The sequence below is a fragment of the Cellulosimicrobium composti genome (genome assembly GCF_010287905.1).
Lineage (GTDB): Bacteria > Actinomycetota > Actinomycetes > Actinomycetales > Cellulomonadaceae > Cellulosimicrobium > Cellulosimicrobium composti.
The window spans coordinates 1-11,634 of record NZ_JAAFAN010000088.1; the positions used below are offsets into that span (position 1 = coordinate 1).

General features: G+C 75.1%; 12 protein-coding genes and 2 tRNA genes. 7 read left to right on the plus strand and 7 right to left on the minus strand.

The genetic code is table 11. The annotated features are described in order from the left end of the window. Positions 1–120: 120 nt before the first annotated feature. Entirely contained in the window at positions 121–573 is a 453-nt protein-coding gene (locus GYH36_RS17620; protein ID WP_024840874.1) for a VOC family protein, read from the minus strand. 83 nt (positions 574–656) lie between these two features. Between GYH36_RS17620 and GYH36_RS17625 the strand changes: the two genes are divergently transcribed. Further along, on the plus strand, positions 657–1,565 hold the full coding sequence (locus tag GYH36_RS17625) for an AraC family transcriptional regulator (RefSeq protein WP_162290525.1): 909 nt from the start codon (positions 657–659) through the stop codon (positions 1,563–1,565). Between the two features lie 56 nt (positions 1,566–1,621). Beyond that, positions 1,622–3,559 (plus strand): DNA primase, encoded by a 1,938-nt coding sequence (gene dnaG, locus GYH36_RS17630; protein ID WP_162290526.1) that lies wholly within the window; start codon positions 1,622–1,624, stop codon positions 3,557–3,559. An 18-nt stretch (positions 3,560–3,577) separates the two neighbouring features. Here the strand turns inward: dnaG and GYH36_RS17635 are convergent, their stop codons facing one another. The 3 genes from GYH36_RS17635 to GYH36_RS17645 all read right to left on the minus strand — a co-directional run bounded on the left by GYH36_RS17635 (position 3,578) and on the right by GYH36_RS17645 (position 5,803). After that, positions 3,578–5,041, minus strand: a complete 1,464-nt coding sequence (locus tag GYH36_RS17635) for an MDR family MFS transporter (RefSeq protein ID WP_024840877.1) — start codon at positions 5,039–5,041, stop codon at positions 3,578–3,580. Positions 5,042–5,161: 120 nt separating this feature from the next. Beyond that, a tRNA-Asn gene (locus GYH36_RS17640) sits at positions 5,162–5,234 on the minus strand. A gap of 53 nt (positions 5,235–5,287) precedes the next feature. Next, on the minus strand, positions 5,288–5,803 hold the full coding sequence (locus GYH36_RS17645; protein WP_162290527.1) for a hypothetical protein: 516 nt from the start codon (positions 5,801–5,803) through the stop codon (positions 5,288–5,290). Between the two features lie 59 nt (positions 5,804–5,862). On the opposite strand from GYH36_RS17645, the gene GYH36_RS17650 reads away from it, so the two are divergent. Both GYH36_RS17650 and GYH36_RS17655 read left to right on the plus strand, forming a co-directional pair. Then, positions 5,863–5,936: transfer RNA gene (locus tag GYH36_RS17650), tRNA-Ile, on the plus strand. 50 nt (positions 5,937–5,986) lie between these two features. Continuing rightward, positions 5,987–6,346 (plus strand): DUF488 domain-containing protein, encoded by a 360-nt coding sequence (locus GYH36_RS17655; RefSeq protein WP_024840879.1) that lies wholly within the window; start codon positions 5,987–5,989, stop codon positions 6,344–6,346. On the opposite strand, the gene GYH36_RS17660 is transcribed toward GYH36_RS17655, so the two are convergent. Further along, positions 6,319–7,431, minus strand: a complete 1,113-nt coding sequence (locus GYH36_RS17660; protein ID WP_162290528.1) for an acyltransferase family protein — start codon at positions 7,429–7,431, stop codon at positions 6,319–6,321. The genes GYH36_RS17655 and GYH36_RS17660 overlap by 28 nt on opposite strands. A 147-nt stretch (positions 7,432–7,578) precedes the next feature. Between GYH36_RS17660 and GYH36_RS17665 the strand changes: the two genes are divergently transcribed. The 3 genes from GYH36_RS17665 to GYH36_RS17675 all read left to right on the plus strand — a co-directional run bounded on the left by GYH36_RS17665 (position 7,579) and on the right by GYH36_RS17675 (position 9,607). After that, entirely contained in the window at positions 7,579–8,385 is an 807-nt protein-coding gene (locus GYH36_RS17665) for a DUF1206 domain-containing protein (RefSeq protein ID WP_312028701.1), read from the plus strand. A 67-nt stretch (positions 8,386–8,452) separates the two neighbouring features. Further along, a complete protein-coding gene (gene def, locus GYH36_RS17670) occupies positions 8,453–8,938 on the plus strand; it encodes a peptide deformylase (protein ID WP_024840882.1) in 486 nt (161 codons plus the stop codon). Between the two features lie 168 nt (positions 8,939–9,106). Continuing rightward, a complete protein-coding gene (locus tag GYH36_RS17675; RefSeq protein ID WP_021481145.1) occupies positions 9,107–9,607 on the plus strand; it encodes a DUF3145 domain-containing protein in 501 nt (166 codons plus the stop codon). A 62-nt stretch (positions 9,608–9,669) separates the two neighbouring features. Here the strand turns inward: GYH36_RS17675 and GYH36_RS17680 are convergent, their stop codons facing one another. Both GYH36_RS17680 and GYH36_RS17685 read right to left on the minus strand, forming a co-directional pair. Next, complete coding sequence (locus GYH36_RS17680; RefSeq protein WP_051471677.1) at positions 9,670–10,755, minus strand: HTTM domain-containing protein; 1,086 nt, start codon at positions 10,753–10,755, stop codon at positions 9,670–9,672. Next, positions 10,752–11,489 (minus strand): DUF5819 family protein, encoded by a 738-nt coding sequence (locus tag GYH36_RS17685; RefSeq protein ID WP_162290529.1) that lies wholly within the window; start codon positions 11,487–11,489, stop codon positions 10,752–10,754. Before GYH36_RS17685 ends, GYH36_RS17680 begins: the two co-directional genes overlap by 4 nt. Positions 11,490–11,634 lie beyond the last annotated feature (145 nt).

An 11,634-nucleotide genomic window follows, 5' to 3' on the forward strand; every position in this document is an offset into this window, starting at 1 on the left:
GGCGGGGGGGGGGGGGGCGCCCCCCCGCCGCCCCCCCCCCCCCCGCCCCCGCCCCCCCCCCCCCCCCCCCGCCCCCCCCCCCCCCCCCCCCCCCCCCCCCCCCCACGGCCCGGTCCCCGGTCAGCCGCGCTCGGCGACCCAGGCGTCGCTCGCGCGCTGCACGTCCTGCGCGGTCACGGAGTCCGCGACCGTCGCGAAGTACCAGCGGTGCCCGAACGGGTCGCGGACCGCGGCCTGGCGGAACCCCTCGAACCAGTCCGACGGCTCCGCGAGGCTCGACGCGCCGGCCGCGAGCGCCCGCGCGTACGCGGCGTCGGTGTCCTCGACCGGCACGGTGAACGACGCGTGCGTCGGCGCGCCGGGCTCCGGCGCGGCCGAGTCCGGCGGGAACGCCTCCGCGACCGTGAACGTGCTCGTCCCCGCCGCGGAGACGAGCCGCAGGTCGGAGTGGATCACGACGTCGCCCGCCGTGATGGTGTCGACCACCTCGGCCCCGAGCGCCGCCTCGTAGAAGGCGATCGCCTCGCGCGCGCCGCTCACCGTGACGTTGGGGTGCAGTGCCGACATCTCCATGGTGTCCTCCTCGTCGTGGTCGCCCGCGGTGGCGGGCCGTGACTCCCATGCTCGTGTCGGCGGGTCGTGCCAGTCTTGGAGGAATGCGACAGGTGTTCGACGACGGCCCGCCCGAGGCCTCGCGCACGCACGGCCCGACGACGTCCGTGCGCGGCCTCGTCGACCCGGCCGCGGCGCGGGCAGGGTTCGAGCTCGTGCGGGTCGCACCCGCGCCGGACCTCGCGGACCTCGTCGAGCGGCACTGGGTCGTGCGCTGGGACCTGCCGCCCGGGACGTCGTTCACGCAGGTGCTCGTGCCGCACCCCGTCGCCAACGTCGTCGCGGAGGAGTCCGGGTACGCGGCCCACGGCGTCCCGCCCGGCCTGTTCGAGCGCACGCTCACCGGGTCGGGGGCCGTCGTCGGGACCAAGCTGCGACCCGGCGCGTTCCGGGTCCTGCTCGGGCACCCGGACGCGGTCCGTCCCGGCGTCCGCGTGCCCGCGGCCACGTTCCTCGGCCCGACGGCGGCGCGCACCGGGGCGGCGGCGCTCGCCCTCGCGGTCGCCGGCAGTGACGAGGACGCGGCGCGCACGGTGGAGCCGCTCCTGCGCGCGCGGGCCGCGCGTGCCCGGACGTCGCGGTCGACGCAGGACCTCGACCGCGTGGCGCGCGTGCTCGCGGCGCTCGTGCGCGGCGACCTCGGGCCCGGTGCGGGCGTCGCGGACCTCGCCGCCGTCGTGGGCACGTCGCCGCGGTCGCTCCAGCGCCTGTTCGCGACGTACGTGGGCGTGAGCCCCAAATGGGTCCTGCAACGCCACCGCGTGCACCTCGCGGCCGACCTCCTCGCGGCCGACCCGGACCAGGACCTCGCAGCGCTCGCGACGGCCGTCGGCTACTACGACCAGGCCCACCTCGGCACGGACTTCGCGCGCGCGACGGGCTCGACGCCCGGCGCCTACGCGCGCCGGTGCGCCGCGTCGCGCGCCGCGCTCGTCGGGTCCGCGGCCGGGTGACGGATCCCGCGCCCGGGCCGCCCCCGACGTCCGTCCGCGGCGCATAGACTCGCCTCGTGGCAGGCCTGATCCGACGCGAGGACGTGGAAGCCGTCCGCGACCGCGCACGGATCGACGAGATCGTCTCCGCGCACGTCACGCTCAAGACGGCGGGCGTCGGATCGCTCAAGGGCCTGTGCCCGTTCCACGACGAGCGCTCGCCGTCGTTCCACGTGCGCCCCGGCGTCGGGCGCTGGCACTGCTTCGGGTGCGGCGAGGGCGGCGACGTCATCTCGTTCGTCCAGAAGATCGACGGGCTCACGTTCGTCGAGGCCGTCGAGTACCTCGCGGACCGCGTCGGGATCCAGCTCCGCTACGAGGACTCCGGCGGCCCGCAGCGCCCGCGCGAGGAGCCCGGGCGGCGCCAGCGGCTGCTCGAGGCCCACCGCGTCGCGGCGCAGTACTTCGCCGAGCAGCTCTTCGCCCCGGGCGCCCAGGCCGCGCGCGCGTTCCTCGCCGAGCGCAGCTTCGGGCGCGGCGACGCCGAGCACTTCGGCGTCGGGTACGCGCCGACGGGGTGGGACAACCTCCAGCGCCACCTGCAGGGCCGCGGCTTCACGCAGGCCGAGCTCGTCGCGTCCGGTCTCGTGAGCCAGGGCCAGCGCGGCATCTACGACCGGTTCCGCGGCCGCCTCATGTGGCCCATCCGCGACGTCACGGGCGAGATCGTGGGCTTCGGCGCGCGGCGCCTGTACGACGAGGACCAGGGCCCCAAGTACCTCAACACCCCGGAGACGTCGCTCTACAAGAAGTCGCACGTGCTGTACGGCATCGACCTCGCCAAGCGCGAGATCGCCAAGCAGAAGCGCGTCGTCGTGGTCGAGGGGTACACCGACGTCATGGCGGCGCACCTGTCGGGCGTGACGACCGCCGTCGCGACGTGCGGCACCGCGTTCGGCGCCGACCACGCGCGCATCGTCCGCCGCCTCCTCGGCGACACGACCGCGGGCGGCGGGCTCCAGCTCGCCTCCGGCGCGTCCCTCGGCGGTGAGGTGATCTTCACGTTCGACGGCGACGCCGCCGGGCAGAAGGCGGCCGTGCGCGCGTTCGGCGAGGACCAGCGCTTCCACGCGCAGACCTTCGTCGCGGTCGAGCCGAGCGGGATGGACCCGTGCGAGCTGCGCATGTCGCGCGGGCCGGACGCGGTGCGCGCGCTCGTCGACGGGCGCCAGCCCCTCTTCGAGTTCGTCATCCGCACCACGCTCGAGTCGTTCGACCTCGACACGGTCGAGGGGCGCGTGGGCGCCCTGCGCGCGGCGGCGCCGCTCGTCGCGGGGATCCGCGACCGGTCCATGCAGCTCGGGTACGCGCGCTCGCTCGCCCGCTGGATCGGCATCGACACCGAGGACGTGCGCCGCGAGGTCGCGTCCGCCGCGCGCCGCGGCACCCCGGGCCCGGTGCGCTCCGCGCGCAGCGACGACGCGCGCCCCGACGCGGCCGAGGCCGAGCCGACGGTGCCCGCCCTGCCCGCCCCGGACCCGCGGGACCCGATCGCGCGTCGCGAGCGGCTCGCGCTCGTGGGCGTCCTGCAGTACCCCCAGCACGTCCCGGCGATGTTCGACGACCTGGGCGAGGACGCGTTCGCCGTCCCCGCGTGGCGCGCCGTGCACGCCGCGATCCGCGCGGCCGGCGGCGTGCGCGAGGGCGTGCGGCTCGGACCGGGCCACTGGGTCGAGGCCGTCGTCGAGCAGGCCGCGGAGCCCGTGCGCGCCCTCGTCACCGAGCTCGCGGTCGCGCCCCTGCCCGAGGACCGGGAGGACGTCGTCGGGGGCTACGTCGCGGGCGTCGTGCGGGGCCTCGTGGACCTCGGGCTCACGCGGCGCGTGGCCGACGCGAAGAGCAGGCTCCAGCGCCTGGACCCCGCGGCCGACCTCGCCGCGTACCAGGAGGCGTTCGCGGCGCTGCTCGCGCTCGAGGCGGAGCGGCGCACGCTGCGCGAGGGCGAGATCGCCTGACGCGAGCGGCCCCGCGGCTCAGGCGACGGCGTCCGCCGTGCGTGCGGCGTGGGCGGCGCGGCGGTCGCGCGCGGCCTGCCGGTCGGCGGGCATGAGCGCTGCGAGGGCGACGAGGACGGCGGCGCTCGCGGCGAGCACGAGGAAGACGACGTGGATCGCCGACATGAGGCCCGGGCCCTCGGGCGTGCCGTCCGCGCCGAGCGTCGTGCGCGCGTTGACGATCGCCCCGCACACCGCGACGCCCACGGCCGAGCCGAGCGACCGCGCGAACATGTTGGTGCCCGTCACGGCGCCGCGCTCGGTGAACGCTGCCGACGACTGGGCGGCGATGAGGGTCGGGACGGCGGTGAGGCCCATGCCGACGCCGACGACGAACGTGGTCGCGGCGATCGCGACGACCGGGGAGGTCGCGCCGAGCAGCAGGGTGAGGGCCGTGCCCGTGAGCACGAGCGCGGAGCCGACGACGGCCGTCCAACGGAACCCGACCCGCAGGTAGAGCCGGCCGGCGTTCGAGGCGGAGATCGGCCACCCGACGGTCATCGCGGCGAGCGCGAACCCGGCGACGAGCGGGCCGACGCCGAGGACGCCCTGCGCGTAGATCGGCACGTACGTGGACAGGGCGAGGACGATGACGCCGACGAGCAGCGAGATCGCCGTCGAGACGCCGACCACGCGGCGGCGCAGGATGGCGAGGTCGACGACGGGGTAGCGCGTGCGGCGCGCGTGCGCGGCGAAGACGCCGAGCAGCACGACCGCGGCCCCGAGGACGCCGACCGACGCGGGGGAGGCCCACGCCCACGAGGACCCGCCCTCGAGCAGGCCGAGCAGCAGGAGCGTGCTGCCGCTCGTGAGGAGCACGGCGCCGAGGTAGTCGATCGGCTCGCGCGCCCCCTCGCGCGGCGTCTCGTGGTACCGGCGCAGCAGCATCCACGCGGCGAGGGCGCACAGCGGCACGTTGACGAAGAAGATCCAGCGCCAGCTCACGAACTCGGAGAACACGCCGCCGAGCGTCGGGCCGACGACGGACGAGATCGCCCACACCGACGCGAGGTAGCCCTGCGCCTTCGCGCGCTCCTCGAGCGTGTAGATGTCGGCGGCGACGGTCTGCGACACCGGCATGACCGCGCCCGCGCCGAGCCCCTGGAGCACGCGTCCCGCGACGAGCGCCGACATCGACCACGCGAACCCGCACAGCACCGACCCGAGGAAGAACAGGGCGACCCCGGCGAGCATGAGGCGCTTGCGACCCAGGACGTCGGACAGCCGGCCGAAGACCGGGGTGCCGACCGCCTGCGCGAGCAGATAGCTCGAGAACAGCCAGGGAAGCTGGGCGAACCCGCCGAGCTCGCGGGCGATCGTGGCGGACGCGGTCGCGATGATCGTGGCGTCGAGCGCGACGAGCGCGGTGGACAGCATGAGGGCGAGCAGGACGGGCCCGCGCTCGGAGCGCAGGCCGATCGCGGCGGCGGGCGTCGTGGTCACGACCTACGAAAGCCTCGGGCAACCGTCAGGTATTCCCGGGCGGGCGAGGCGGGCCGGGAATACGGGCCGGGAGACGACTCGGCCCCGGACCGCTGGTGCGGGCCGGGGCCGGTGCTGAGGCTCCCGCGGTAGGACTTGAACCTACGACCGTCCGATTAACAGTCGGATGCTCTGCCAGCTGAGCTACGCGGGATCGAGCGGCTGTCACGGCGTTCACCGTGGCGGCCGGGGAAAACTCTAGCAGGCTCAGAGGGGTAGTCCGGACGCCGACCGGACCCGGCCCTCGGCGGCGTCCACCCGGTCCGTCACCTCGGGGTCCGTGAGGTCGAGCCCCGGGTCCGCGACGACCTGCGAGAAGAGCGCGCCCTCGCCGTCGCGGCGCACCGCGACGCGTGCCGTGAGCCCTGCGGCGAACGTCACGGTCTCGGAGAGCACGACCGACGACTGCACGCGCTCGCGCAGGGTCTGCGCGAGCGTCGTGCGCCGCGGGTCGGCGAGGCGCAGGGCGAGCGGCGGCGTTCCGTCGACCCATGTGACCGTGATCGTGGCCGTCTCGGGTGCGTACCCCGCGCGGTCCACGTCGGACCAGGGGCGGCGCACGACGGTCCCGCCCGCGGCGTCGCTCGTGAGGAGCTCGGCGCGCGTCGCGACCGCCCACGACCCGTCGGTCAGCTCGGCCGACGCGAGCACGCGGTCGGGGGCCGGCACGCCGAGCGCACGCCGGACGGGGTCGGGGAGCGAGGGGCGGCGGAACCAGGACACGTGCCCACCGTAGCCGCTCCCGGTCCGCACGCCGGGCGGGGCCGGTATGCTGCCCGCGCGCCCCGTTAGCTCAGCTGGTCAGAGCAGGAGACTCATAATCTCTCGGTCGCGGGTTCAAGTCCTGCACGGGGCACCGGGAACGGTGCGGATGCGGTCCGCCGGGGCGCGCGGTGTCATGGCCTCATGACGGTACGGACCAAGCGCGTGCACGAGCCCGCCGACGACGGCGACGGGTTCCGGGTGCTCGTCGACCGGCTCTGGCCCCGCGGCGTGAGCAAGGAGCGCGCGCACGTGGACCTGTGGCTCAAGGACGTCGCGCCGTCGACCGAGCTGCGGCAGTGGTTCCACCACGAGGAGCGGCTCTTCGACGAGTTCGTCGAGCGCTACCGGGCCGAGCTCGACGCGAACGGCGACGCGGTCGCCCGGCTGCGCGACGTCGTCGCGCAGCACCCGGTGGTCACGCTGCTGTTCGGGGCGCGGGACACCGAGCACAACCAGGCGGTCGTGCTGCGCGACTACCTCGCGGGGACCGCCTCGTCGTGAGGCGCCGCCGGGCGGCGGTCCGGCTCCCGCGCGTCCCGGCGCAGGTCCCGGTCGAGCGCGTGGCGCAGCCGCGGACCGAGCGGCCGCTCGACGGCGCGGTGCACCACCCCGGCGAGGAGCACGCAGACCGCGGCCGCGACCGCGAGCGTCGCGGCCCGCGAGAGGTACGGGTGGACGGACTCGATGACCCACCGTCCCCACGACGAGTGCACGAGGTAGAGCGGGTACGTGAGCGCGCCGAGCGCCGTGAGCCAGCCCCACGACACCCGGGCGAGCGGCGTGAGCGTCGCGACCGCGACGACGGCGAAGCACAGGACGATCGCGACCCACCACGTCGCGGGGGAGACGACGACGTCCGTGCTGTTCTCGATGCGCGCGGCCTGGATCCGCCCGGAGACCGCGGCGGCGAGGACGACGTCGAGCGCGAGCGCGAGCCAGAGCACGGGGGAGCGGCGGTCGCGCGTGAGGAGGTAGAGCGCCATGCCGCCGGCGAAGAGCGGGGCGTCGGGAGCGACGAGCACGGTCGCGAGCAGCTCGGATCCCGTCTGCGTGGCGATCGCGCCCGCGACGGGCCACAGCACGACGAACGCGACGACGCGCGCGCGGGTGAGGCCGACGGCGACGAGCACCCCGGCGAGCACGTAGAACCGCAGCTCGGACCAGAGCGTCCAGTACACGGCCTCGAGGTCCGGGATCCCGAACGCGCGCTGGACCATGGTGAGGTTGGCGGCCGCCTGCGGGAGGTCGACGTTCCGCCGCCCCGGGACCACGAGGACGAGCAGCGCGAGCGTGAGCAGGACCGACGCCCAGTAGGCGGGGAAGAGCCGCCCGGCGCGCGACGCCACGAACGCCCGGACGTCCCGGCCCCACGCCGTCATGAGGATGACGAACCCGGAGACGACGAAGAAGAGCTGGACGCCGAACGAGCCGTAGGCGGTGACGCCCTGGACGCCGGGCAGCGACTCGCTCGTCCGCTCGCCCCAGGCGTGGTGGTTCACGGCGACGAAGTGGTACACGAGCACGGCCGAGGCCGCGGCGAACCGAAGTCCGTCGAGCACCGCGAGGCGTGGTTTCTGCAGGGGCATTCGATCGACGTTACCAAATCGTGATCAGCACGCTCGGAGAGCGCCGCCGGCGTGCGAGCGGCTCCGAGGTCTGGCAGCGTGTCCGCGCCGGTGGGAGTGGCCGGCGGCGCGCGGGGGCCGCGTCCGGCGACGATCGAGGAGGTTCCCGTGGCACAGAGCATCGGCTCGACGGGCAAGGCGGCAGCACAGGGCGCGCGGAGCAGCAGGACGCTCAAGCTCCTGGCCCGCGGCGGGTACGCCGTGAGCGGGCTGCTGCACGTCGTCGTCGGGATCCTCGCCGTGCAGGTGGCGACGGGCTCGGCGTCGAGCGAGCAGGCGGACCAGACGGGCGCGCTCACCGCGATCGCCCAGACCCCGGGCGGCACCGCGCTCCTCTGGTTCGCGGTCGTCGCGTTCGCCGCGCTCGGCCTCTGGCAGCTCACCGTCGCGTTCAGCGGCGGCGCCGAGACGTCGGACCGGCTCAAGGCGGCGGGCAAGGCCGTGCTCTACCTCGCGCTCGGCGTCCTCGCCGTCCAGGTCGTCACCGGGGCCGCGGGAGGTTCCGGCCAGGAGTCGAGCTTCACCGCGACGCTCATGGAGAAGCCCGGCGGCACGCTCCTCGTCGGAGCCGTGGGCCTCGGGATCGTCGCGGGCGGCGTCTACCACGTGGTCAAGGGCTGGCGGAAGAAGTTCCTCGAGGACCTCCAGGGCGGCACGAGCGGTCACGTCGGTCGTGCCGTCGTCACGCTCGGGCGGGTCGGCTACATCGCGAAGGGCGTCGCCCTCGGCGTGCTCGGCGCGCTGTTCGTCGTCGCCGCCGTGCAGCACGACCCCGAGCAGGCGGGCGGGCTCGACGCCGCGTTCGCGACGCTCGCCGCGCAGCCGTTCGGGGCGGTGCTCGTCGTCGCCGTCGGGCTCGGCTTCGCCGCGTACGGCGTCTACTCGTTCGCCCGGGCCCGCTACGCGCGCATGTGACGCGAGCCCCACGCACCGCCGGGGGATGCCGGCCGTCCGCCGTCGTGCGCATGGAAGAATGTGCACCATGGCGATGAGAGAGATCCGGACCATCCCGGACCCCGTGCTCCGCACCCCCTGCGACGAGATCACCACGATCGACGACCGCGTGCGCTCGCTCGTCGCCGACCTCGTCGAGACCGTCGACCACGAGGGGCGCGCCGGGCTCGCCGCCAACCAGATCGGCGTCAACCTCCGGGCGTTCTCCTGGAACATCGACGACGAGATCGGGTACGTGCTCAACCCGCGCATCGTCGAGCTCTCCGACGACTACCAGGACGGCGACGAGGGCTGCCTGTCCGTCCCGAACCTCTGGTACCCGACGCGGCGCGCCTGGTACGCGCGCGTCGTGGGCACGGACCTCGACGGCAACGAGGTCGTCGTCGAGGGGACCGAGCTCATGGCCCGGTGCCTCCAGCACGAGTGCGACCACCTGGACGGGATGCTCTACCTCGACCGTCTCGACCGCGCCGTGCGCAAGAAGGCGATGCGCGAGCTGCGCGAGCACCTGTGACGGCCGCTCCCTGAGCGCCGCCGGGCACGCCCGGCAGATCTCTCGCGCGAACGCGCGATGTCGTGCAAGATGGGCACGAGACACGCCGCGACGTACCTGTGACGTGCTGTGACACCACCCTCGGTGAGGACGTTGGGGAAGACGCAACCTCGACCTAGGGAGGCAGACATGGCCGGTGCCATCACCCGCGGTGTTCTTTACGTGCACTCAGCACCGCGTGCTCTGTGCCCGCACATGGAGTGGGCCGCGGGCAACGTCCTCGGCGTGCGCGTGTCGCTCGACTGGACCGAGCAGCCCGCCGCGCGCGGCCTCTACCGGGCCGAGTACTCGTGGCAGGGGCCGCAGGGCACGGGCGCGCGCCTCGCGTCGGCGCTGCGCGGCTGGTCGCACCTGCGCTACGAGGTGACCGAGGAGCCCAGCCACGGGGTCGACGGCGGTCGCTGGTCGCACACGCCGGACCTCGGCATCTTCTACGCCCAGACGGACGTGCACGGCAACATCGTGGTCCCCGAGGACCGCATCCGCGCCGCGCTCGAGCAGGTGAGCGAGCCGTGGGCGATGCGCGACGCCCTGCACCTCGCGCTGGGCAAGGCGTGGGACGACGAGCTCGAGCCCTTCCGCTACGCGGGGGCGGGCGCACCCGTCCGCTGGCTGCACCGGGTCGGCTGACCCTCCCCGGACGTACGACGGCGCCCCACCGGTCCTGCCAGTGGGGCGCCGTCGTGCTCGGGTCAGCGCCGCGCGACCGCGCCCTGAGGGCGCCGCGCCCGGAACGGCGCGGGAGGTGCGTCGTCGGCGGTGCCGGACGCGTCCCCGCGCCGCAGCCTCGACCGCACCCACGCCTCGCCGCGCGCGAACGTCGCGTCACGGACGAACAGGCAGTCGCCCGCCATCATGAACAGCGAGAAGAACGGCAGCCCCATGACGACGGCGATGCCCGCGTGCATGGCGAGCACGCCGCCGATCGCGGCGACCCGCGTCCACCGCCACAGGAGCAGGACCGGGAAGAGGAGCTGGACGAGGACGGAGAACCACGTCGCGAGCGCGACCATGACGGTGCTCTGCGCGAGGAGGTCGTTCAGCGCCGGCCACGGGCGGTAGTGGCTGAGCTGCATGGGGTAGTAGATCGCGGTGCCGTCCTGCCACCGGGCGCCCTGCGCCTTGTAGAGGCCCGACGCGACGTAGACGAGGCAGATCTGCGCGCAGGCCGTGACGACCGCGAGGTTGTGCACGAGCGTGCCGAGCTGGTCGAGCGTCGCGTTGAGTCCCGCGGTGCCGAGGCGGCCCAGGGGTCGCGGAGCCCCGTACCGGGCGACGAGCCGGCGACGCCTGCGGGCGTCGAGCGACCAGCGACCGGACAGGTCCGCGAAGCACAGGTAGAGCAGCAGGATCCGGAAGATGTTGTCGCTCTGGTCGCCCACGAGCGGATTCGACTCGAGGAGGCTCACCCACTGCACGAGCAGGAGCGGGGCGACCCACCGGGTGTGCCAGCCGAGCGTGAACAGCACGGCCGTCACGAGCAGCGCCGCGTACGCCAGCGTGAGGGTCGTGCCGTCCAGGCCGCCCGAGTACAGGGCGAACGGTCCGCTGAAGCCGCCGTCGTCGGCCAGCGGGGCCGCCCACCGGGCGGCCCGCCCCCACAGGTAGTCGCGGTCGGCGGCGTTCGCCAGGAGGAAGACGACGGCGCCCGCCCCGAACGCGATCCGCACGAGCGCGGTGCCGTACGTCGCGCGCCGCGCGTCGGCGACCCAGTGGAGGGCGGCGTCGGAGCGGCCGCGGACGAAGGTCACCGCGCGGGCGGTGGTCGGCGCGCTCACGAGCGGAACCTCTCGACGGCGGCCGTGAAGGACTCCGAGTCCTGACCCGAGAACTCGTACATCGGGCGACGGCCGAACGTCAGGACCGTCGGCTCCGGCAGCTCGCCGCCGCGGTCGGCGAACGGGCGCGCCGGCTGGCGCACGATGCGGAACTGCACGTAGGCCGGCTCGACGGCGGTCTCGGTCGCGCGCGCGAGCTCGGTCGCGTACGCCGCCATGACCTTGTCGTACGTGAGGACCCGGTCGATGCGCGCCGCGGACGACGGTCCGTCGACGGCGAGCAGCGCCTCGCGCAGGCGGGGCCAGGCGTCGTGGTGGTAGTGCCCACCGAGCACGGCGAGCTCCTCGGGCGAGAGCCGCGTGAGCTGGGCGCGCGCGTCGGTCACGAGCGCGCGCGTCGGGCGGCCGGCGCGCGACGGCAGGACGTGGTGCGTGAGCGTCGTCAGCTCGAGCGCGGTGGCGTCGACCCAGTCGGTGGCCTCGAGGTCGGCGTCGAGGAAGCGGACCTCGAGCGAGTTCTCGACGCGGATCGGGGTCGGGGCGAAGAGGGACCAGTTCTGCTGGAAGACCGGCTCCATGTAGCCGGACAGGGGGGCGGAGACCGCCCGCGGGACGACGCTGCTCGGGGCGACCCAGAGCGCCGTCACGGCGAGGTGTGCCGCGGCGGCGAGCGACAGCACGCCGGCGACGACCTTCACCCAGCGCGGGATCGTGGTGGCAGGGGGAGCGGACAAGGGTTCACCGTTCTCGGGGACGTCCACGTCGTCGTGGGGAACGTCGTGGGGGGGGGGGCCGCCCCCCCCCCCCCCCCCCCGCCCCCCCCCCCCCCGCCCCGGCGCCCGGGCGGGGGGGCCGCGGGGGCGCCCCCCCCCCCCCCCC

What these genes read in the sequence shown, in the direction of transcription:
- GYH36_RS17620 (WP_024840874.1), bottom strand. Translation starts at nt 573, where the DNA reads ATGGAGATGTCGGCACTGCACCCCAACGTCACGGTGAGCGGCGCGCGC.
- GYH36_RS17625 (WP_162290525.1), top strand. Translation starts at nt 657, where the DNA reads ATGCGACAGGTGTTCGACGACGGCCCGCCCGAGGCCTCGCGCACGCAC.
- GYH36_RS17655 (WP_024840879.1), top strand. Translation starts at nt 5,987, where the DNA reads ATGACGGTACGGACCAAGCGCGTGCACGAGCCCGCCGACGACGGCGAC.
- GYH36_RS17660 (WP_162290528.1), bottom strand. Translation starts at nt 7,431, where the DNA reads ATGCCCCTGCAGAAACCACGCCTCGCGGTGCTCGACGGACTTCGGTTC.
- def (WP_024840882.1), top strand. Translation starts at nt 8,453, where the DNA reads ATGGCGATGAGAGAGATCCGGACCATCCCGGACCCCGTGCTCCGCACC.
- GYH36_RS17675 (WP_021481145.1), top strand. Translation starts at nt 9,107, where the DNA reads ATGGCCGGTGCCATCACCCGCGGTGTTCTTTACGTGCACTCAGCACCG.